Here is a 22,935-nt window from a genome sequence, read left to right as displayed (position 1 = left end):
ACAATGACAGAAAACTTTACTCCTGCAAAAGCAGGCACTCAGCGACCGAGACTTTCCAAAGAGGAATATGCTGAGAAGAAACGAGCTGAGAAAGACGGTGTGTATCAGCTTGCGGATGAAGCGGCGAAAGAAATTGTATCTTCGCCGGAGAAATTCAAAGCGTTCCTTGATACGCAGAGCCGACTTGACAGATATTCGGCAGTCAACGCACTTTTGATTTACAAGCAGTATCCGCAGGCGGTACAGCTTAAAGATTTTGATGACTGGAGCAAAGACAACATTAAAATCACAAAAGGTGCTAAGAGTATTTCCATTCTTGAACCGGTGGAATATGCAAAGCGTGACGGTACAACAGGCATTTCCTACAATGTGAAGAAAGTGTTTGATGTGTCACAGACCAATGGGAAACGACCGCCTGCACCGACAGCTAATCGTGACCCGAAAGCACTGATTACCACAATGCTTGATTCCTCGCCTGTGAATGTGGAAGCGACAAACGACCTCCCCTATCCGAATATGGCAGCGTTCTATAACAATGAGGAGCAAACCTTGTATGTAAAGCGTGATGTGGGAGACAGCGTAGCGGTTGCTCAGTGTGTGGCACAGGAACTGGGGCACGCACAGCTTTCCATCAACAGCGACAGTTACAGTCGTTCCGATATGGGATTTCAGGCGGTATGTATCGGATATATGCTTTGCAAAAAGTACGGTATTGATACACAGAATTTTGCCATTAACCGTATTCCGGATAAGCTCACTAACAAAGAGCCGAAGGACATTCGTTTTGAACTTTCCAAGACGAGAAATGCGATGACAGATATTCATTCCCGTGTATCAGACGAACTGTATAAGAAAAAGCAGGCACGCACAAAAGATTATGAAAGATAAGAGGTACAGATATGGCGAAAGAAGAACTTTACCATATAGCGTTGGATGATTATGAACACGGTATCGTTATCCGTTCTCTCAATGATGAGAAAACAGATTTAATGAACGAGGGGAAATCAACCGATGCTGTGGACGATCTGATTATCAAGGTCGGGACTGCCCCAAAGAAAAAATTCAAGGTTATCGAAAAGGAACGCTCCGGCGATGCGAGATAACGAAAGACAGTCTGCGATTATTCTTTCTGTCATCGGTATTGTTCCGGTTGTGTGGCTGGCACTTCTCATAGCTCCGTCAGTTAAAGGCGGATTGCCGGAGATATTGCCGAGCCTGATGAATGTATTTAACAATCCGTTTCATATAGAAGTTTGTGGGGACAGCGTGAAAACTGTCCTCATTTTGCTTTTGTGCTATGGAATGGGTATCGGGATATATTTCTCCACACAGAGAAACTACCGCAGGCGGGAGGAACACGGTTCTGCAAAATGGGGCAATGCAAGAGCCGTGGATAAGAAGTACAGACAGTCTCCGTACTCCGATAATAAGCTGATGACGCAGAATGTCCGTATCGGACTGAATGCGAAAAAGCACAGACGAAATCTGAATACACTGGTATGTGGCGGTTCCGGTGCAGGTAAAACAAGATTTTACTGTAAGCCCAACCTTATGCAGTGCAATACCTCTTTTGTAATCCTTGACCCGAAAGGCGAAATCTTGAGGGATACGGGAAAACTTCTTGAGAAAAAAGGATATGAGGTCAGAGTTCTTGACCTTATCTCTATGGAAAAGAGCCACTGTTACAATCCTTTTGTGTATCTTCAGAACGACAACGATGTGCAGAAACTTGTAACTAACTTATTCAAAAGCACCACACCAAAGGGCAGTCAGTCCCAAGACCCGTTTTGGGACACCTCGGCTTCTATGCTTCTTTTGGCGTTGGTGTTTTATTTACGCTATGAAGCACCGGAGGAAGAACAGAACTTTGCAATGGTTATGGAAATGCTCAGAGCCGGTTCGATTGAGGATGAGGAAGATACAAGACCATCTCCTCTCGATGAATTATTTGCCGAGCTTGAGATGAACAATCCCGACCATATTGCTCTAAAGTATTACCGTTCCTATCATTCCGGTTCGGCAAAGACGTTGAAATCCATTCAGATAACGCTTGCCGCAAGGCTTGAGAAATTCAATCTTGAAAGTCTTGCTTCTTTAACTTCGGCAGACGAGTTAGACCTGCCCTCTATGGGCGAGAAAAAAGTCGCCTTGTTTGCCCTGATACCCGATAACGACTCCAGTTTTAATTTTCTGGTGTCGATTTTATATACTCAACTGTTTCAGCAGTTATTCTATGCCGCCGACCATATCCACGGGGGTTCGCTTCCCGTTCCCGTTCATTTTCTGATGGACGAATTTGCCAATGTTTCTTTGCCGGATGACTTTGACAAGATACTTTCGGTAATGCGTTCCAGAGGTGTGTCGGTCAGTATCATCTTACAGAACTTGGCACAGCTTAAAGCCTTGTTTGAAAAGCAATGGGAAAGTATCGTGGGCAACTGCGATGAATTTCTGTATCTTGGCGGCAACGAGCAAAGCACACACAAATATGTGTCGGAGCTGCTTGGTAAGGAAACCATCGACACGAACACTTACGGTAAGAGTTCCGGGCGAAGCGGTAACTACTCCACCAATTATCAGATAAGCGGTCGTGAGCTTCTCACTCCGGATGAAGTGCGTATGCTGGGTAACCAATATGCGATTTTATTTATCCGAGGGGAGCGACCGATTATGGATTTTAAGTACGACATCTTGAAGCCCCCGAATGTGGCATTGACCACAGACGGAAAAGAGAAACCGTACAAGCACGGAGAAGTGACGATACCGCACTCATCTATTTCCGTTCTTGCCATTGACCCGGATGAGGTTGAGGAAAGCAATTACGGAGAAACCACTTATGAACTTCTGTCCGATGAGGATTTTGAAGTAGATAACAATTTTTAATCACAGGAGGAAATTACAATGAGATTTTTTAAGAAAAACACAGAAAACAAAGCAACTTCTAAACTGCCGATGACCGGAAAAGTCAAGAAAGGCTATCGTGCTTATTGTGTGGCAGTATTGGCGATGACCGTTGTACTCGGCACAGGTGTAACCGCATTTGCGGCGAACGACCCTATCACGGTAGTAAACAATCTGTCCGATTTCATTTTCGGACTTATCCGTGCAATCGGACTTATCCTGCTCGGCTTCGGTATCGTGCAGGTCGGACTTTCTTTGAAGTCCCACGACCCGTCCCAGAGAGCAAACGGTTTTCTTACTCTTGCCGGAGGTATCATCATTACTTTCGCAAAAGAAATCCTTACTCTTATCACAGGCTAAGAAGCAACAGTTATCACGGGGCATACTCGCTAAAACGGGTATGCCCTATTTTTACAAGGAGGTGCGAATGAATGAGCGATAACTGGGTAGTTCAAAACCTCGAAAACGCTCTTGAAACTTGGAACGATAAATTAAGCGAGATATGGCGGCTTTTAACCACAACACCGCAGGATTTCAAAGGCGGAAGCATATGGAATGTGATGGTAACTATTAACGGAGCAGTTCAGGCAATCGGGCTTGCACTATTAGTGCTGTTCTTTGTGGTGGGAGTTGTCCGTACCTGCGGAAGCTTTACCAATGTGAAAAAGCCGGAGCACGCACTGAAATTGTTTGTTCGCTTTGCCATTGCCAAAGGTGTCATAACCTACGGTATGGAGCTTATGCTTGCTTTATTCAATATCGTTCAAGGTATCATTTCAACCATTATGACATCATCGGGATTTGGAACTCCGAATCAAACGACGCTCCCATCCGAAATGGTAACAACCATTGAGGACTGCGGATTCTTTGAAAGTATTCCGCTATGGGCAGTGACTCTGATAGGCGGTCTTTTTATTACGGTGTTGTCATTCATTCTGATAATGACGGTTTACGGCAGATTTTTCAAACTGTATATGTATACGGCATTAGCACCGATACCGCTATCTACCTTTGCCGGAGAACCAACGCAGAATGTGGGCAAGAGTTTTATTAAAAGTTACTGTGCGGTACTGCTTGAAGGTGCAGTTATTGTGCTTGCCTGCATAATCTTCTCACTGTTTGCGTCAAGTCCGCCGGCAGTAAACCCGGACGCTGCGGCAGTCACACAGGTATGGTCATATATCGGAGAACTTGTATTTAATATGCTTGTTCTTGTCGGTGCAGTAAAGATGAGTGACCGTATTATCAGAGAAATGATGGGCTTATAACGGAGGTTTTTGGAACAAATCTTCAGGCAAAATTCTTGCCTGAAAAACACAAAAACAAATAAAAATAATTGACAAGTGAAAAAATCGTGATATACTGTAATGATTTAGCTTTGCTAAATGGTCGGATTGAGGAAGTAAAGATAGGATGGTCAAGTATATGTACGAATACGTCAGCAAAGCAGAATACAAGCCTTATAAAGAGGAAATTGAAAGTATCATAAAAAAGGTTCAAAAAATAATGAAAACCGAATATGATACGACTTTTCAATTCAAATTGATTGGAAGTGCAAATCGACACCTCGTCACTAAGATAAAAGATGGCAACAGAGGGTATGATTTTGACTACAATCTAATTTTGCAAAAGAGCGATTTATGGGACAATCCCAAAAAACTGAAAGAACAGTTTATGCGAGCTTTTTCCAAGTCGCTCAAAGGTACAAAGTACGGAGAACCTGAAGATTCTACTTCTTCTATTACCATAAAGGTTGTTGACAAAAAACATTCCAAGATTATCAGAAGTTGTGATTTTGCGATAATTTATTATTTAGATGATGACGACTTGGACAATGGGTATAGATATATCAAGAATTGGAAGAAAAACAATCGTTATTCATTTGAAGATAGAGTCTTATCACAAAATGCAGACTGCAAACTTCAGGAAATACTTGAATATGAGCAGGGATGGAATTGTGTTCGTGATGAGTATATCAAGTTAAAAAATCGCAATAGGGATACGAACAAAAAGTCCTTTATTCTGTATTTAGAAAGTATTCATAATGTTTATAATCACATACAGCAAAGTTTAGAAGATGAAGAAGATAATTTACCAAGAGGACTTACTTATCTAAATCCTTGGTAATGCACAAAACGATGTGGCACTGTCAGTTATGGCGGTGCTTTTTTATTTGTCATAGAAAGGAATTTCTAATGGAAGTAAAAATTAACAGAGAAATACGAAATTACACAGAATCAATGTTTTTCGGACTGTCGCTAAGACAGTTCATTTTTTCTGTCCTTGCGTGTGGTGTGGCAGTAGGATTGTACTTTTTGCTCAAACCGCATCTTGGAACAGAAACAGTATCGTGGGTGTGTATTTTGGGAGCAGCACCGTTTGCGGCTCTCGGATTTGTGAAATACAACGGAATGACAGCGGAGAAATTTATCTGGGCGTGGATTAAGTCCGAATTTCTTATGCCCAAGAAATTGGTATTTCACTCTACAAACACCTATTTAGAGTTGATGAAACCGAGCATTGAGAAAAAGACAAAGGAGGCTTACAAAAATAATGATTAAGACATTAAATAACATCTTTAAGCAGGATAAGGAAAAATTCGTTGTGCCGAAGGGTGTGCAGGACTGTATTCCGGTTACTGCCATCTATGACGACGGTGTCTTTAGAGTGGGCAAAGATAAGTATTCCAAATCTTTTAAGTTTACGGATATTAACTATGCGGTTGCCAGTCGAGAAGATAAGGAAGCAATGTTCCTTGAGTATTCGGAACTGCTTAACTCTCTTGACAGTGGAGCAACAACAAAGCTCACTATCAACAACAGACGACTGAACCGTTTGGACTTTGAGAAAACAATCCTTATTCCTGAAACCGGAGATGAACTTGATGAGTATCGAGAGGAATACAATAAAATGCTTCTTGATAAGGCGACGGGAGCAAATTCAACGGTGCAGGATAAGTATGTGACCATCTCCATCAACAAAAAGAATGTGGACGACGCAAGAACTTATTTTGCCCGTGTAGGTGCGGATTTGATTTCACACTTTTCACGACTTGGCAGTAAGTGTGTGGAGCTTGAAACAGATGAGCGACTTCGCATTATTCACGACTTCTTCCGTGTGGGGGAAGAAACTTCATATCATTTTGATATTAAGGAAACCCGAAAGAAAGGGCACGATTTTAAGGACTATATCTGCCCGGACTCTTTAGAATTTGAAAGTGATTATTTCAAAATCGGCAACCGTTATGGCAGGGTTATCTTTCTTCGTGAATATGCGTCCTATATCAAGGACAGTATGGTGGCAGAACTTACGGATATGAACCGAAATCTGATGATGTCCATTGATATTGTACCTGTTCCTACCGATGAAGCAGTCAGAGAAGCCGAGAACAGATTGCTCGGTGTAGAAACCAACATCACGAACTGGCAGAGAAAGCAGAATATGAACAACAACTTTTCGGCAACCGTTCCTTATGATATGGAACAGCAGAAGAAGGAAATGAAAGAGTTCCTTGATGACCTTACCACCCGTGACCAGAGAATGATGTTCGCAGTGCTTACGATGGTGCATACCGCAGATACCAAAGAACAGCTGGATAACGATACGGAAGCGTTGCTTACAACAGCGAGAAAACATCTTTGTCAGTTTGCAGTTCTTAAATTTCAGCAGATGGACGGACTCAATACCGTTATGCCATACGGGACAAGGAAGATTGACACCTTCAGAACCCTTACCACCGAAAGCCTTGCAGTGTTTATTCCGTTCAGGGTTCAGGATATTTATCACGAAAATGGTATTTATTACGGTCAGAATGTTATCAGCAAAAATATGATAATTGCCGACCGAAAACAGCTTCTTAACGGTAATTCCTTTATCCTCGGTGTATCCGGTGGCGGTAAGTCCTTTGCGGCTAAGGGAGAGATTGAAAATATTATTCTTTCTTCCGATGCTGATGTAATCATCATCGACCCTGAGAGGGAGTATTCCCATCTTGTAAATGCACTTGGTGGAGAGATTATCAATATCTCCGCAACATCGAATAACCATATCAATGCAATGGATATGAACAAGGACTATGGCGACGGAGCAAATCCTGTTATCTTGAAATCCGAGTTTATTATGTCCCTTTGCGAACAGCTTATCGGCGGTACAAATCTCGGAGCAAAGCAGAAGTCCATCATTGACCGTTGTACTGCAAGCGTTTACCGCACCTATCAGCAGAACGATTATACCGGTCAGGTTCCGACCTTGCAGGATTTCAGAGATGAACTTCTCAAACAGGATGAGCCGGAAGCAAAGGAAATCGCTCTTGCTATTGAGTTGTTTACTCACGGTTCGCTGAACACATTTGCTAAGCAGACAAATGTAGATACTCACAATCGACTTATCTGTTATGACATTCTCGACCTCGGTAAGCAGCTTATGCCAATCGGTATGCTTGTCGTCCTCGATAGTATTTTGAACCGAATCACACAGAACCGAGCAAAGGGTAAGCATACCTTTATCTTCATTGATGAGATTTACCTTTTGTTCCAGCACGAGTATTCTGCAAACTTCCTCTTTACACTCTGGAAGCGTGTAAGAAAGTACGGTGCATACGCAACCGGTATCACTCAGAATGTGGACGACCTTTTGCAGAGCCATACTGCAAGAACAATGCTTGCAAACAGCGAGTTTATCATTATGCTCAATCAGGCTTCTACCGACAGACTGGAACTTGCAAAACTTCTGAATATCTCCGACCTTCAGCTTTCGTATATCACAAATGTTGACGCAGGACACGGACTTATCAAGGTGGGCAGTTCTCTTGTACCGTTTGCAAACAAGTTCCCGAAGAATACGAAGTTGTACCGCTTGATGACGACGAAGCCTGGTGAAGGCTTATAAGGAGGTGTTTTCTATGGCTAAAATTCAATTCAGAAACAAAGAACACAGAGATTTTGTCTTTGAAAATCTCGAAAAATGCAGGCACAATGACTGCTATCATCAGGCATTTTTCTATGTGATTGGCATTTCAGAAGAAACTAGAATGAATATCGGAAAAATGTTTGATTTTAAGAACGATTGCATTGTGCCGGAGGGGATGTATGGTGGCTGGCAGACCAGTGGAACAGTCAAGGTCTGCCACCTTGCCTTTAATCTTTGGAACGGTTTTACGGAGGAGGGAAAAGAAAATCTTTTCACACCGGAGGAATTATTCTGTTGCGGATACGCTCCCTACTTTATGGAGGGTATCAAACTCAGGTATCCCGAATATTGTAGAGATTTGACTCCACCTAAAAGAAAAGATATGGAAAGGTAAAGGTATAAAACGATGAATATGAAATTAAGAATTGCGTTTATATCGCTATTAAGCGTTGTGCTTGCTGTGAGCATTGGATTCTTGGCTAAAGACTACTGCGACTCCAAAAATCAGGCGAAACTCTACGACAATCTAATTGAAACCGTTGAAGAAATAGATGATACGCAAGATACAATGTCCTATTCCGAAGATAAGGACTTTCTGCCTGACTATCAGGAATTGTATATGCAGAACAATGATATGGTAGGTTGGATAAAGGTTGATGATACCAAAATCAATTATCCGGTTATGCAATCAAAGAATAACCCGAATTTCTACCTAAGACACGGATTTGATAAAGGTTATACAGTGTACGGTTGTCCGTATGTGCAGGAAAACTGCGATGTGGACGCTCCGTCAGACAACCTTGTTATCTACGGTCATCATATGAACGACAATTCGATGTTCGCTGGACTGATGAAGTATGCCGATAAATCCTTTTGGAAAAAGCACAAAACCATTCAGTTTGATACGTTGACTGAGAAAGGCAAATACGAAGTAGTGGCTGCTTTTAAGACAGAAGTATATACAGATAGTCCAAACAGTTTCAGATACTATGATTTTGTCAATGCAGATACGGCATATGATTTCAATGCGTATATTGCCAAGTGCAAGGAACTTGCTATCTATGATACAGGAGTAAATGCAGAATATGGCGATAAATTGATTACGCTTTCCACTTGCGAGTATTCCCGTAACAACGGAAGAATGGTCGTCGTGGCAAAGAAAGTGGCTGAGTAAGGAGGGATAAGCCTTGTATGATTAGTTTGATAAATTTAGCGGTGTTGTTCACAGCGAAAGTTGTGGACAATGCCCTAAGTACCACAAAAACAATATTAGTACAAAGAAGTCGGTGGATACTTGCAGGCATTGTGGTTATCATATCCGACTTCATTTATTTTTGGATAACGAAAAGAGTTGTTTCTGCGAATAACGAGATTGCAATGCTTGTTGTTGCCGTTGCAGGTGGTGTGGGTTGTTCTCTCGCCTGCTTTATCAATGAGAAAATGTCTAAGGACAGAACATATGTGAATGTGATTATGTCCGACGACCTTGAAGAAATGAAGCGTTTGCGAGACTTCCTTGCACAGCACCACATCACAAATGTGGCAAGCGACAGTTACACCCTCGATTGGAACGCAAAGACAATCTCTATTATCGCTTATCCCGAAACAAAAGCAGAAAGCCGATTGATTAACGAGTATATTGCCGACAGTTCGACAAAATTCAAGAGAGTTATTCAACCGGCTTAGGAAGGAGGTTTGATGTGGCTGATATTAAAACAAGAGATACGGTCAAGGGTACGATAAAGACTTTGGATAAAGTCGCCATTGCCGGTTAGAAAATGAAACAGGCATATATCGCCACAAAGGACAAAGCGGAACATTCGGTAAATGCAAATGAAAATACTGCGGAAGAATATGCTGCTGATAAGACGGAAGCCGGAATTGATGAAATTGCACATAAAGGTGCATATGCTTTTGATAAAGCAGGGCGAAAAGGTGTTCAGGAAACAAAGCAGAATATCCAATCTGCCAAAGACGGCATTCAACGTTTCAAACAGCAGAGAGCCGAAAAGTCAATGAACGCTCAGAGAACGCAAGGAAGAACTACAACGGTTGGCAGTTCTTCAGCACAGACGCAGACATCATCGGCAATCAAAACGTTTGAAAAACCGGAGAAAATGGTCAAACAGTCGGCTACTTCTGCCGGCAAGAAGAACATCAAACTTGCTAGTAAGGAAGCGGCGAAAACAACGCAGAGGTCTGTTAAGACTGCCGAACATACCGCAAAGGCAAGCATTAAGACCAGTCAGCAGACAGCAAAAACCGCACAGAAAACAGCACAAGCCACCGTTAAGGCTTCACAGAAAGCGGCACAGGCAGCAAAGGCGACAGCGAAAGCAACTGCAAATGCTGTGAAAGCCGCAGCAAAAGCGACTATTGCCACAGTAAAAGCAATCATAGCCGGTACGAAAGCTTTTGTTGCTGCTATTGCCGCAGGCGGTTGGATAGCAGTTGTGATTATTATGATTGTTGTCCTACTTGGAAGTGCTGTTGCAATGTTTGGTGGCGGAAGTGAAAGCAATACTTATACGCAGGTTAGTGCAGAGGTGGAAGCATACGACCCATTGATACGACAGTATGCAAAGCAATATGGCATTCCTGAATATGTGGAATTGATTAAGGCTGTGATGATGCAGGAAAGTGGCGGCAGAGGACTTGACCCTATGCAGGCAGCAGAAGGAAGTTTCAATACGAAGTATCCACACGAACCCAATGGAATTAAAGACCCTGAATATTCTATCCAATGTGGTGTTCAGGAATTGAAAGCGGCTCTTACTTCGGCAGAAGTTGAAAGTCCGATTGATATGGAGCGTATCAAACTTGCTTTGCAAGGCTACAACTTCGGTAACGGATATATCTCTTGGGTAAAATCAAAGTATGGCGGTTATTCTTATGCCAATGCAGTGGAGTTTTCCACTCAGCAGGCACAAAGGCTTGGTTGGGACAGTTATGGAGACACCCAATATCCGGCTCACGTTCTGAGGTACTATCCGTATGGGCGAGCCTTTACTGCCGGAGGTAATCAGGCGATTGTTGAGGTTGCCTTGACGCAGGTAGGCAATCAGGGCGGACAACCTTACTGGAGTTGGTATGGTTTTGACAGCCGAGTGGAATGGTGTGCCTGCTTCGTATCTTGGTGTGCTGACCAATGCGGGTATATTGAAAGCGGACTTGTTCCGAAATTTGCAGGTTGTGTGGACGGTGCAAACTGGTTTAAGTCAAATGGAAAATGGCAAAACCGCACTTATGAACCAAAGGCAGGAGATATTATCTTCTTTGATTGGGAAGGCGACGGTACAACAGACCACGTTGGTATCGTAGAGAAGTGTGAGAATGGCACAGTCTATACCGTAGAGGGTAACTCAGGCGACGCCTGCAAGCAAAGACAGTACGCAGTCGGAAGCAGCAATATCTATGGATACGGTATCCCGGCGTATTAAAAAAGATGGCTGCTCGTTTGAGTAGCCATCGAGTACATATTAACTTTCAAAATCATAATTTCCAAAATTGATGATGTTCAAGCCTTTTTTCTTCGCTCTTTCATAAGTCTTTGCGGCTCCGCCCCATCCGTGATTAACATAGCATATAGCGTAGTTTGCGTTATCCACCATAAATTTGTTTCTTGCAGGAATGGCGGCTTTGAAGTAATATTTTTCAAAGCCATCGGGATATATTATCGAATCGAACAACTCTTGATTATATACATTGAAAGACAGGTAAGGGATAACGAGATAGTTATTTATGTTAGGATATTGCTTTTTGACTTCATAAACACAACGACCACATAAACGGTCAAATCCGCCTTGTCCTCCACTTAAAAAATCAGTAACGCCTTTATCTATAAATGAAACAATGGCTTCTTTAATCTGTTCACTTGTTACTCCGTAGCATTCATTATGCCCTATAAATACAGCAGTATTTTCTTTACTCATACTATACCATCACCCCGTGTTTAATACAGTATAGCATAAAAAAGTTAAAAAATCATCACTAATAGTTATTATCACTTCCAAATAGTGTGTATATGTTTGACTGAACACAATCTATACTATTAGTGATAGAAACACACCAAGGGGGTGATGAGATGAAACTCGCTACAATCGGCAAGAACATCAGAAAATATCGACTGATGAAAAAATTACGCCAAGAAGATTTGGCTGAGAAAACAGATTTGACAACAAATTATATTGGTATGGTTGAGCGTGGAGAGAAAATTCCGTCACTCGAAACTTTCATAAAGATAGTAAATGCTTTAGGTGTATCATCGGATATGATTCTTACAGATGTCTTGGAAACGGGATACACAGTCAAGAACTCTATGCTGAATGAAAAGCTTGAAAAACTTGCTCCTGAAGATAGAAACAGAATTTATGAAGTCATAGATACACTTGTGAAGCAGTCAAAGCAAATACTTCCATAAAATACAGAAGTTCGTCCTAATCGACGAGCTTTCTTTTTTTCAGTATAAAAAATTTCTGCTATCGACAAATTTTTCGAGACTTCGACAGAGAGAATATGCTATAACAACAACTGTCAGTGATAGACACATACTAATAGACATAGGAGGAAGTAGAAGTGAACGACATTTTCAGACAAATAGCGAAAGAAAATGGAACAACCGAAAAAGCAGTAAAGGAGGAAATGCAGTTTGCTATTCGGGAAGCAATGAAAAGTGCTGAACCGGAAGCAATAGCTTTCTGGAAAGCAGTTGCACCGGACGGAAAAGAGCCGCCGATAGAAAAGGTCATAGCAATGATTGCATTGAACGTTAATAATAGAATGTATAATTGAGGTGCTTCGGCATCTCTTTTTTATTATTCTTTAAAAGAGTTGTATTAGGTGTTCGTAAAAAGTGACACCTCAATGGGTAGAAGTTGCAAATGAATCTCTATATCTTGAAAAAATAGATTGTTCATAGTATAATATCAAATGAGTAACTGTAACCAAAAGAAACGGAGAATACGAAGGAGCGTTACAGATGAGAATAAGCTACAACAAACTTCAAAAACTTATGATTGATAATCAAATGAAAAGACAAGATTTAATGCGTGCTGCGGAGATTTCATCGTCTGTTGCAACAAAATTGAATAAGAATGAAACAGTATCCCTTGATGTGCTTATGAGAATTTGCAAAGTATTTCATTGCGATATTGGGGATATATGCGAAGTTATTTTGGATGAGTGAATTAAGGAGGTCTGGATATGGCAGGCAATGGTAAGCGTAATATGTTTAACGAGGCTACTCGTGTGCAAATGCCGGCAATGGTTCATCTCACAAGAATTGGATACACCTATTTTGGAAAGATAACCGAAGATATGGCTGGGACTATTTATGATCCGGATACGAATATCTTAATCAATGTTTTCAAGGAACAATTTGTTAAACTCAATCCCGAACATAAGGGAGAAGCAGAACAGGTTTTGAAAACGATAAGGCAGGAACTGGATAACGACGACCTCGGACACAGCTTTTATAAACGACTTTCTTCAGTTTCGCCAATCAGATTGGTGGATTTTGAAAATCCTAAGAATAATACATATCATTTTACTGCTGAATTTACCTGTAAGCGTGACCAAGATGAATTCAGACCGGATATAACTTTGTTTATAAACGGATTACCACTTGTTTTTGTAGAAGTTAAGAAGCCGAACAATCACGGTGGAATGGTTGCAGAAAGCAAGAGAATGAATAATCAGAGATTTCCGAACAAGAAGTTTAGGAGATTTTTGAACATTACGCAGTTGATGATTTTCTCAAATAATATGGAATATGACACAATGGGCGGCATTGTTCCTGTTCAGGGTGCGTTTTACTGTACAACAGCGAGACAATCTGCACCATTTAATTGCTTCAGAGAAGAAAATCCAACTAATTTAGAAATTGCTCCATATAATCGAGATTTTCCATATAAGGATATAGATAGAGAAGTAGAAAGAAAGATTTTATCTGATTTCAACTGTCAGGTTATCCATAATACGCCTGAGTATCAGACAAATTTGGATACATATACACCGACGAATCGTGTACTTACTTCTATGTGCAGCCCCGAAAGGCTACTGTTTATTTTGAAGTACGGCATTACTTATGTTCGTTTTCAAAAAGAGATTGACGGAAAGATTGAGGTTACAGACCAAAAACATATAATGCGTTATCAGCAGATGTTTGCTGCTTTGATTGTCAGACAAAAAATTGATAAAGGTGTAACTTCCGGTGTGATATGGCATACACAGGGAAGCGGAAAAACTGCTTTGTCTTATAATCTCACATATGTTCTCTCAGATTACTTCAGCAAGCACGACAAGGTGGCGAAGTTCTATTTTATTGTTGACCGACTGGATTTGCTGAAACAGGCATCTGATGAGTTTGAAGCTCGTGGTTTGGTTGTTAAAACTGCAAATTCCCGAGCTGAACTTATGGAACAATTCCGCACTAATCAGGCACAGGAGGGAAACTCAGGAAAGCCGGAAATAACGGTCGTTAATATTCAACGATTTGAAGAAGATAGAGAAAAGGTTGATTTGCCGGCATATGCAACAAACTTGCAGAGAGTTTTTATTATAGATGAAGCACACAGAGGATATAAGCCGGAAGGTTCATTCTTGGCAAATCTTCTGGACGCAGACAAAAATGCCATTAAGATTGCGTTGACAGGAACTCCTTTATTGAAGGAGGAACGAGAGTCGTGGAGAGTATTCGGAAACTATCTTCACACTTATTATTATGATAAATCTATTTTAGATGGATACACATTGAAAATTATCCGAGAAGACATAGAAACTCAGTATAAAGAGCGTCTTTCTGAAATCTATGAGAAACTCGAAACATTAGTTGAAAAGAAAGATGTTAAGAAAAACCAGATTGTAGAACACGATAATTATGTCAAGGAACTGCTCCGGTATATCATCACTGATTTGAAGAGATTTAGACAAATTCAGGGAGATAATACTCTGGGCGGAATGATTATATGCGAAACAAGTGAACAGGCAAGAAAATTATTTGCTTATTTTGATGAAATCCAAAATGAACTTAATAGGACTGCTTCCTTAAAGAGTAATCTAAAAGCAGGGCTCATTCTGTATGACAGTGATGATAAAGATACGAGAGATACTATTGTCAATAACTTCAAGAAAAATATGACGGTAGATATTCTTATTGTCTTTAATATGCTGCTTACCGGATTTGACGCACCAAGATTGAAAAGACTGTATTTTGGAAGAAAGTTAAAGGACCACAATCTTTTGCAGGCAATCACAAGAGTGAATAGACCATATAAGGATAACCACTACGGATATGTGATTGATTTTGCTGATATTAAGCGTAATTTTGATGAAACCAATGCAGCCTATTTGAAAGAACTTAATCGCTTCAACGACCCAAATGAAGTTGGAAAAGGTAATGAAGTGGATACGTTTAAACAGGTTATTGAAGACCCGCAGGAACTTATTCAGCAAATGCAGGAAGTGCAGCAGGTTCTTTTCAATTACACGACCGATAATGCAGAAGCGTTTAGTACCGAAATATCCACGATTGAGGATAAGCAAGAACTGCTGAAACTTAAAAAGATTTTGATTGCGGCTCGTGATTGTTGCAATTTGGTAAGAACTTTTGGCGATGATGAGCTGAAAGAAACTTTTGCAAGAATGGAACTGACAAAGTTGCCTTCTCTTATTTCAGAAGTTCAGCACCATATCGACAATATAAATCAAAAGGAACTCTTTGCAAGCGACGATACAACAAAACTGCTTGTAAATGAAGCTATGGAAGATATTACTTTCAACTTCAGTAAAATCAGCGAAGAAGAATTAAAAATTGTCGGTGGCAAAGAAAATGTTACTGAGAAATACAGAAAGACAGTTCGTGCTTTTACTCAGAATATTGACCCGGACGACCCAGAATTTATTACATTGCAGGAAGCATTTTTGCTTCGCTTTAAGGAACACGGATTTGAACCGAAAAGTATAACTGAGATTGAGGAACAAGGAAAAGAACTGGAGGAAATTCTTAAAAAATTGGATGAGCTTCAGAAAAAGAATAATGTATTGCTCCGTAAATATAATGGCGACGCAAAATTTGCAAGAGTTCATAAGAGAATCCGAGAAGAAAATCTTGCTCGTAAAGCAGCTAATAAACAACCGATTGTTTCGGAATATGACGCATCAATTATGGATGTTTTGAAGTCTATTAAGACTGATATAGACCAAAAGGTATACGACCGAAATGATATATTGAAGAAAGACGCATATTTTGAACAAACGGTTATGACACAAATCAAATTAGGCATTGATAGGCTTGGTATAGCGAGTGCTCGTGATGACAGAAAATTTATTCAAAGTAGAATAACGAAGCAGTATCTCGACCAGTATAATCAAACTTATTCAGTTGCATAGAGGAGAACACGATGGCAGAAACAAAAACGATAAAAGAAAAAACCGTAGAGCTGATAGACGCATTAAAAGCGACCTGTCAGACTTATGGTATGGGAAACGACGGTAATGAATACAAGATTATTACACAGGTTTTCCTTTATAAATTTTTGAATGATAAATTCGGATATGAAGTAAAAAAAGTAAGTCCTGCTTTAAAGAATGCGGAAAAGTGGGAACTTACTTATGCTGAAATGCCAGAAGATGACAGGCTTGATATTTTTGATACATTATCATCGGATATTCCACGCTTATATCCGGAACATTTGATTGCAAATCTTTGGAATCAGCAGGCAAAGGGTGATTTCGACCTGATTTTTGACAGCACAATGACAGACATAGCGGATAAGAATATAGATATATTTTCTACGCAAACTGCTCAGAATACAAAGATTCCGCTTTTTGAAAAACTGACGCAGTATGTAACTGATGATGCTGCAAGAGCACCGTTTGCCCGTGCATTGGTAGATAAGCTTGTTAATTTCTCTTTTGAGGAAGCATTTGAGCAGCATTACGATTTCTTTGCAGATATATTTGAATATTTGATTAAAGACTATAATACCGCAGGCGGCGGAAAGTATGCAGAGTATTATACTCCACACGCTATCGCAACGATTATGGCAAGATTACTTGTTGGTAAAGCAACTGATTTGCACAATATAGAATGTTACGACCCATCGGCAGGAACAGGAACACTTTTGATGGCTCTTGCTCATCAAATTGGAGAAGATAAGTGTACGATTTTTGCACAAGATATTTCACAGCGAAGCAATAAGATGTTAAAACTTAATCTTATTCTGAATGGTCTGGTATCTTCTCTTGACCACGCTATTCAGGGAGATACGCTTGTTGCTCCGTATCACAAGAGCGACAACGGTACAGAACTCAGAACTTTTGACTATGTAGTATCCAACCCTCCGTTCAAAATGGACTTTTCAGATACAAGAGAGCGAATTGCTGCAATGCCAGTTCGCTTTTGGGCTGGTGTTCCGAAAGTTCCAGCGAAGAAAAAAGAGAGTATGGCGATTTACACCCTTTTTATTCAGCACGTTCTTAATTCCCTTAAAGCAAAAGGAAAAGGTGCGATTGTTGTACCTACCGGTTTTGTAACAGCGAAATCCGGTGTCGAAAAGAAGATATTACAGCATATTGTAGATGAACATATCGTGTATGGCTGTATCAGTATGCCATCAAATGTATTTGCAAATACCGGTACGAATGTGTCTGTCCTGTTCTTTGATAATTCCAAAGAAACAGAAAAAGTTGTGCTGATAGACGCTTCAAAACTTGGCGAGGAATACAAAGACGGAAACAATCAGAAACGCAGACTTCGTGATTTTGAAATTGATAAAATCGTAGATACTTTCCTTAATAAAGAAGCTGTTGATGATTTCTCTGTTGCAGTCACTTATGATGAAATCAAGGAAAAGAAGTATTCCCTTTCTGCCGGACAGTATTTTGATGTAAAAATCGAATATGTGGAATTATCGCAGGACGAATTTAATGCTCGTATGACAGCATATGCAGACAAGTTGCAGGAATATTTCACAGAGGGAGACAAACTGAAAACAGAGATTATGGAGCAGTTGAAGAAGGTGAAGTATGAATAAAGTTAAGCTGGGAGAAATACTAAAAATTAAACACGGATTTGCGTTCAAGAGTGAAAACTATGTTGACGAGAGCGAGTATGCACTTGTCACACTTGCGAATATTTCATCAACAAATAACTTCCAATTCAACAAAGATAAGACAACATTTTATGGGGCTTCATTTCCAAATGACTTTATCTTGAAAGAGGACGATTTAATTATGCCGCTCACAGAACAGGTTGTTGGATTATTTGGAAATACTGCATTTGTACCTAAAATGCAAGGAATAACTTTTGTACTTAATCAGCGTGTTGGAAAGGTTGTTCCTGTTGATGACAAGGCGGATAAATATTATCTTCATTATTTATTGGCTACGAATTTAGTGAAAGACCAACTTGAATACAGAGCCAGCGGGACAAGGCAAAGGAATATATCACCCGATGATGTTTATGATGTTGAAGTATTCTTACCGGATATTACTACTCAAAGGAAAATTGGCAAATGTTTGTATGATATAGAGAAAAAAGTGAATTTGAATAATGCGATAAACGATAATTTAGCATACCAACTCAAAGATATTTATAATTATTGGTTTAATCAGTTTGATTTTCCTCATAACGACAAACATCAGTATAAGGCTGATGGAGGACTGATGATATGGAATGATAAAATCAAACGTAAGATTCCAGCTGGTTGGGAGATAAAATCATTTGGCGAGTTATGTTCTCTTCGCAACGGTATCAACTATGATAAGAGTGTTGAAGGAGACAAAATATATAGAATAATAAATGTACGAAATATATCTTCCTCCGACCTCATATTAAATGAAAATGACTTGGATGAAATAAGTCTTCCACAAAAACAAGGCAATAAGTACTGTGTGTCTGAGAACAGTATTATCGTCGCACGAAGTGGTATACCGGGAGCTACAAGAATCCTGCAAAAACCAAGTAGCAATATTATTTTTTGTGGATTTATTATCTGCTGTACTCCTTGTGATGATATATATAAATATTACTTAATGTTCTACCTGAAACAGTTAGAAGGTAGTGCCGCTACCAAAACAGGAGGTTCAATTTTGCAGAATGTGAGTCAAGATACACTAAGTAACTTGACTGTTCCTATTCCACCACAATCATTGTTGCGAGAGTTTAATCAAATTGTTTCGCAATCTTTGGAGCTTATTCATAGTAATATGCAAGAAAATACACAATTATTGAAACTCCGTGACTGGCTTTTACCTATGCTAATGAACGGTCAAGCCACCATTAGTGACTGATACGGTAAATTATCGTTTAACATACATCCCATAACTCTTGTGGGTGGCGAGAGTTAAATCAGGGGACTACCCACTCCGTAGTCGTTCTCTAAGTTAAATAAAAGGAGAATTGACTAATGAAACAAAATTTAATTACAGATGTTGTTCAGGCTATGTTACCTTTCTTGAATAACGCACAGACAGAACGCTTGCAAGAGGTATTGCAACATACACTTTTTGATTATGAGGTAACAAAAAATGAAAGTGAAAAAGAAATCTCGGAGCAGGACTATATGGAGCTGTTCCTGTCGGCAAAGCGAATTGAGGGCTGTTCCGAGAAATCTCTTAAATACTACAAAGCAACTATCGAAATGATGATTGCAACCGTCGGCAAAAGCGTAAAGCACATTGAAACTGACGACATAAGGCGATACCTGACCGAGTATCAGGAAAAGAAAAAATCAAGCAAGGTTACGATTGATAATATCCGCCGTATCCTTTCAAGCTTCTTTTCGTGGCTTGAGGACGAGGACTATATATTGAAAAGTCCTGTCAGGCGAATACATAAGGTCAAAACCGGCACGAACATTAAAGAAACATACTCCGATGAAGCGTTGGAGCTTATGAGAGATAACTGCACCGAGCCGAGAGATTTGGCAATGATTGATATGCTGGCTTCAACGGGTATGCGTGTCGGAGAAATGGTGTTGCTCAACAGAAATGATATTGATTTTAACGAGCGAGAATGTATCGTGTTCGGTAAAGGCAACAAAGAACGAGTGGTCTATTTTGACGCAAGGACAAAGATACACTTACAGAATTACTTAAACAGCAGAACCGATGATAACCCGGCACTTTTTGTATCGCTGAAAGCACCGCACGAAAGGCTAAAAATCGGCGGTATAGAAACAAGGCTCAGAGAATTTGGAAAGCAATTAGGATTGCACAAGGTACACCCACACAAGTTCAGGCGTACCCTTGCAACTATGGCAATAGACAAAGGAATGCCCATTGAGCAACTGCAACAGCTCTTGGGGCATAGGAAGATAGATACGACCTTGCAGTATGCAATGGTAAAACAAAGCAATGTAAAAATTGCACATAGGAAATATATCGGATAAGGAGAAAAGGATGGTTTACAACGAAAGTAAATATAATAAAAATTGGAAAACTATGAAACTTTCTGATTTAGGTGAATTTGCAAGAGGAAAATCAACACACCGTCCAAGGAACGACAAGAACTTGTTTGAGGGTGGCGGGTATCCATTAGTACAAACAGGTGAAATTAAAGAAGCAAACCTATATATTACGCATCACACTCAAGAATACGGGGAATTTGGGTTACAACAAAGCAAATTATGGGATGCAGAGACTTTGTGCATTACGATTGCGGCTAACATCGCAGAAACAGCATTACTTGCTTATCCTATGTGTTTTCCGGATAGTGTAGTTGGTTTTAAGGCTTATAAAGAAGTTTCATCTGAAAAATTTATGTATTATGTATTTGATTTTATCAGAAATTCAATACAGAATGCAGCTTCAGGAAGTACACAGGATAATATAAATATTGATTATCTAACATCCCTTGATTTTAAGGTGCCTGATAAAATAGCACAAGATAAAATGGTTGAATTATTATCAGCGATTGATGAAAAAATTTTAATGAATAGTAAGATAAACGATAATTTACCGTATCAGTCACTAATGGTGGCTTGACCGTTCATTAACATAGGCAGAAGCCAGTCACGGAGTGTAATCAGTGCCTGATTTTCTCTCGTATTCTCAGAAATAATATTGAACATAGGATTTACCTGCTCATTAAAGGTTTTGAGTTTCTCAAAATCCGGAATATAAATAGGTCGGTCTTTCAATAATGGTTTTTGTAAATGCTTTAATCCTGTTCCTTGAAAGAATTTTTGGTTAAGTTCAGGCTTTATTGATACCAAAAGCAGATACAAATAATCTGACATATTGTTATTGGTAGAAATACACCAAGTATCCGTGGAATAAGCTGCTTCGCCAACATAGAATTTGACATCGGCATTACCTCCGGTATTCAAAAAGCAATTTCGTCCATTTATAAATGGTATATCCCATTTCAAAATAGCCGAGCCACTTGTAAAAAACGGATATTCTCCGGTAGATTGCTTTGCTTCGCCTACCTGAACAGATGATTTATCTGCTTCTATGAGTATATCTTTTAGCTTACCATTAGGCTTTTTGGAGAAAAATGTGTGCATATAAATGTCGTAAGCCATTGAAGCTAAATTATCGTTTAGAACGGAAATCACAGAAAGGAGCATAGAATGATGGCAAAGCAAAAGACCTATATCGCAATCGACCTGAAATCATTCTACGCTTCTGTGGAATGTAAGGAACGAAATCGCGACCCATTGACTACAAATCTTGTGGTTGCGGATAAAAGCAGGACAGAGAAAACTATCTGCCTTGCGGTATCTCCGTCATTAAAAAGTTATGGGATACCCGGTAGACCAAGATTGTTTGAAGTTGTTCAAAAGGTCACGGAAGCAAATAACAACCGCAGATGGAAAGCACCGAACAGAACATTTACCGGTTCTTCCGATGACAAGGCAGAGTTGGATGCAAATCCTACATTGGAGATAGATTATATCGTTGCTCCTCCTCGTATGGCATATTATATGGAGTATAGCACAAGAATTTATAATGTTTATCTCAAATACGTTGCACCAGAGGATATATTTCCTTATTCAATCGACGAAGTGTTTATGGATGTGACTGATTATCTGAAAACCTATCGTATGACTGCAAGAGAACTTGCTATGACGATGATACAGGATGTCTTGAAAACAACTGGTATAACTGCAACCGCAGGAATCGGTACGAATATGTATCTCTGCAAGATTGCGATGGATATTGTGGCAAAGCATATCGAGCCAGATAAGAACGGTGTGCGTATTGCTGAACTTGATGAAATGTCATACCGTAAGAAACTATGGAGTCATCGCCCGATAACCGATTTCTGGAGAGTCGGAAATGGTTATGCGAAGAAGTTAGAGGAACACGGACTTTATACAATGGGCGATATTGCAAGATGTTCTATCGGAAAGCCGAATGAACTGTATAACGAGGAATTGCTGTACAAGCTGTTCGGTATCAATGCGGAACTGCTCATAGACCACGCTTGGGGATATGAGCCTTGTACAATGGAGCAGGTCAAAGCATATAAGCCAGAAACAAACAGTGTATCTTCCGGTCAGGTGTTGCATTGCCCTTATGATTATGAAAAGGCAAAGTTGATTGTAAAAGAAATGACCGACCAAATGGTGCTTGATTTGGTGGATAAAGGAGTTGTAACTGACCAACTTGTGTTGACAATCGGCTATGATATTGAAAATTTAAGTAATTCGAACCTAAAAAATCAATACAAAGGCGAGATTACGATTGACCGATATGGACGCAAAGTTCCAAAGCACGCACACGGAACAGCAAATCTGAAGAAAAAGACGTCCTCTACTCGATTGATTACCAATGCTGTGATGGATTTATACGACAGAATAGTTGACGAGAATTTACTTGTCCGCAGGATAACAATAACAGCAAATAAACTTGTAGATGAAAATTCTGTCAAACAGGAAGATGAATATCAGCAGCTTGACCTGTTTACCGATTACGAAGCACTGAAGAAGAAGCAAGCGGAGGAAGAAGAAAAATTGGAACGGGAAAGGCGTATGCAAGAAGCAATGCTTAGTATCAAAAAGAAGTTTGGTAAGAATGCTGTGTTAAAAGGAATGAACCTTGAAGAAGGTGCAACCGCCAAAGACCGAAACGAGCAAATCGGCGGTCATAAGGCTTAAACAAATCTAAATATGAAGG

General features: G+C 40.0%; 22 protein-coding genes and 1 pseudogene. 21 read left to right on the top strand and 2 right to left on the bottom strand.

What is annotated here, in order from left to right; genetic code table 11:
* Positions 1–3 precede the first annotated feature (3 nt).
* From DXC23_RS10905 to DXC23_RS10850, 12 genes and pseudogenes are all read left to right on the top strand, one after another.
* On the top strand, positions 4–888 hold the full coding sequence (locus DXC23_RS10905; protein ID WP_117706323.1) for an LtrC-like protein: 885 nt from the start codon (positions 4–6) through the stop codon (positions 886–888).
* A gap of 11 nt (positions 889–899) precedes the next feature.
* The gene (locus tag DXC23_RS10900) at positions 900–1,103 is read left to right on the top strand and encodes a hypothetical protein (protein WP_002587806.1); all 204 of its coding nucleotides are present in this window, start codon (positions 900–902) and stop codon (positions 1,101–1,103) included.
* On the top strand, positions 1,093–2,883 hold the full coding sequence (locus DXC23_RS10895; RefSeq protein ID WP_117706321.1) for a VirD4-like conjugal transfer protein, CD1115 family: 1,791 nt from the start codon (positions 1,093–1,095) through the stop codon (positions 2,881–2,883). Before DXC23_RS10900 ends, DXC23_RS10895 begins: the two co-directional genes overlap by 11 nt.
* A gap of 18 nt (positions 2,884–2,901) precedes the next feature.
* Entirely contained in the window at positions 2,902–3,261 is a 360-nt protein-coding gene (locus DXC23_RS10890) for a hypothetical protein (protein WP_002587808.1), read from the top strand.
* A 71-nt stretch (positions 3,262–3,332) separates the two neighbouring features.
* Positions 3,333–4,169 carry a hypothetical protein gene (locus tag DXC23_RS10885; RefSeq protein WP_117706319.1) on the top strand — a complete coding sequence of 279 codons (837 nt, stop codon included), beginning with the start codon at positions 3,333–3,335 and terminating at the stop codon, positions 4,167–4,169.
* 157 nt (positions 4,170–4,326) lie between these two features.
* Positions 4,327–5,028: a hypothetical protein gene (locus DXC23_RS10880; protein WP_199523079.1), complete on the top strand. Its 702-nt coding sequence runs from the start codon at positions 4,327–4,329 to the stop codon at positions 5,026–5,028.
* A 68-nt stretch (positions 5,029–5,096) separates the two neighbouring features.
* Positions 5,097–5,462 carry a PrgI family protein gene (locus tag DXC23_RS10875; protein WP_002587811.1) on the top strand — a complete coding sequence of 122 codons (366 nt, stop codon included), beginning with the start codon at positions 5,097–5,099 and terminating at the stop codon, positions 5,460–5,462.
* Positions 5,455–7,788 carry a VirB4-like conjugal transfer ATPase, CD1110 family gene (locus DXC23_RS10870; protein ID WP_117706317.1) on the top strand — a complete coding sequence of 778 codons (2,334 nt, stop codon included), beginning with the start codon at positions 5,455–5,457 and terminating at the stop codon, positions 7,786–7,788. The genes DXC23_RS10875 and DXC23_RS10870 overlap by 8 nt, the downstream gene beginning before the upstream one ends.
* A 13-nt stretch (positions 7,789–7,801) precedes the next feature.
* Positions 7,802–8,203, top strand: a complete 402-nt coding sequence (locus DXC23_RS10865; RefSeq protein WP_117706315.1) for a DUF6075 family protein — start codon at positions 7,802–7,804, stop codon at positions 8,201–8,203.
* A gap of 12 nt (positions 8,204–8,215) precedes the next feature.
* Positions 8,216–8,983, top strand: a complete 768-nt coding sequence (gene srtB / locus DXC23_RS10860; protein WP_117706313.1) for a class B sortase — start codon at positions 8,216–8,218, stop codon at positions 8,981–8,983.
* Between the two features lie 17 nt (positions 8,984–9,000).
* Complete coding sequence (locus tag DXC23_RS10855) at positions 9,001–9,495, top strand: hypothetical protein (RefSeq protein WP_117706311.1); 495 nt, start codon at positions 9,001–9,003, stop codon at positions 9,493–9,495.
* Positions 9,496–9,509: 14 nt separating this feature from the next.
* Positions 9,510–11,249 (top strand): annotated as a pseudogene (locus DXC23_RS10850) (lysozyme family protein).
* A gap of 39 nt (positions 11,250–11,288) precedes the next feature.
* Here the strand turns inward: DXC23_RS10850 and DXC23_RS10845 are convergent.
* On the bottom strand, positions 11,289–11,741 hold the full coding sequence (locus tag DXC23_RS10845; protein WP_117706309.1) for an SLOG family protein: 453 nt from the start codon (positions 11,739–11,741) through the stop codon (positions 11,289–11,291).
* A gap of 152 nt (positions 11,742–11,893) precedes the next feature.
* Here DXC23_RS10845 and DXC23_RS10840 point away from each other — a divergent pair, with 152 nt between their 5' ends.
* From DXC23_RS10840 to DXC23_RS10805, 8 genes are all read left to right on the top strand, one after another.
* Complete coding sequence (locus tag DXC23_RS10840; RefSeq protein WP_117706307.1) at positions 11,894–12,229, top strand: helix-turn-helix transcriptional regulator; 336 nt, start codon at positions 11,894–11,896, stop codon at positions 12,227–12,229.
* 155 nt (positions 12,230–12,384) lie between these two features.
* Positions 12,385–12,600: a hypothetical protein gene (locus tag DXC23_RS10835; protein ID WP_002594687.1), complete on the top strand. Its 216-nt coding sequence runs from the start codon at positions 12,385–12,387 to the stop codon at positions 12,598–12,600.
* A 187-nt stretch (positions 12,601–12,787) separates the two neighbouring features.
* The gene (locus DXC23_RS10830) at positions 12,788–12,994 is read left to right on the top strand and encodes a helix-turn-helix transcriptional regulator (protein WP_101069754.1); all 207 of its coding nucleotides are present in this window, start codon (positions 12,788–12,790) and stop codon (positions 12,992–12,994) included.
* 17 nt (positions 12,995–13,011) lie between these two features.
* Entirely contained in the window at positions 13,012–16,197 is a 3,186-nt protein-coding gene (locus DXC23_RS10825; protein ID WP_199523078.1) for an HsdR family type I site-specific deoxyribonuclease, read from the top strand.
* 11 nt (positions 16,198–16,208) lie between these two features.
* Complete coding sequence (locus tag DXC23_RS10820; RefSeq protein WP_117706305.1) at positions 16,209–17,843, top strand: class I SAM-dependent DNA methyltransferase; 1,635 nt, start codon at positions 16,209–16,211, stop codon at positions 17,841–17,843.
* Positions 17,836–19,101 (top strand): restriction endonuclease subunit S, encoded by a 1,266-nt coding sequence (locus DXC23_RS10815; RefSeq protein WP_117706302.1) that lies wholly within the window; start codon positions 17,836–17,838, stop codon positions 19,099–19,101. Before DXC23_RS10820 ends, DXC23_RS10815 begins: the two co-directional genes overlap by 8 nt.
* Positions 19,102–19,217: 116 nt before the next feature.
* Positions 19,218–20,201: a site-specific tyrosine recombinase/integron integrase gene (gene xerA / locus DXC23_RS10810; protein ID WP_101069750.1), complete on the top strand. Its 984-nt coding sequence runs from the start codon at positions 19,218–19,220 to the stop codon at positions 20,199–20,201.
* A gap of 10 nt (positions 20,202–20,211) precedes the next feature.
* Entirely contained in the window at positions 20,212–20,796 is a 585-nt protein-coding gene (locus DXC23_RS10805) for a restriction endonuclease subunit S (RefSeq protein WP_117706300.1), read from the top strand.
* On the opposite strand, the gene DXC23_RS10800 is transcribed toward DXC23_RS10805, so the two are convergent.
* The gene (locus DXC23_RS10800; protein WP_199523077.1) at positions 20,775–21,338 is read right to left on the bottom strand and encodes a restriction endonuclease subunit S; all 564 of its coding nucleotides are present in this window, start codon (positions 21,336–21,338) and stop codon (positions 20,775–20,777) included. The genes DXC23_RS10805 and DXC23_RS10800 overlap by 22 nt on opposite strands.
* A 51-nt stretch (positions 21,339–21,389) precedes the next feature.
* On the opposite strand from DXC23_RS10800, the gene DXC23_RS10795 reads away from it, so the two are divergent.
* Positions 21,390–22,916: a DNA methylase gene (locus tag DXC23_RS10795; RefSeq protein ID WP_117706296.1), complete on the top strand. Its 1,527-nt coding sequence runs from the start codon at positions 21,390–21,392 to the stop codon at positions 22,914–22,916.
* Positions 22,917–22,935 lie beyond the last annotated feature (19 nt).

The organism is Eubacterium sp. OM08-24 (assembly GCF_003438075.1).
Taxonomy (GTDB): Bacteria; Bacillota; Clostridia; order Oscillospirales; family Acutalibacteraceae; genus Ruminococcoides.
The sequence above is the reverse complement of the archived record's forward strand: the minus strand, read 5'-3'. Positions and strand labels throughout refer to the sequence as shown.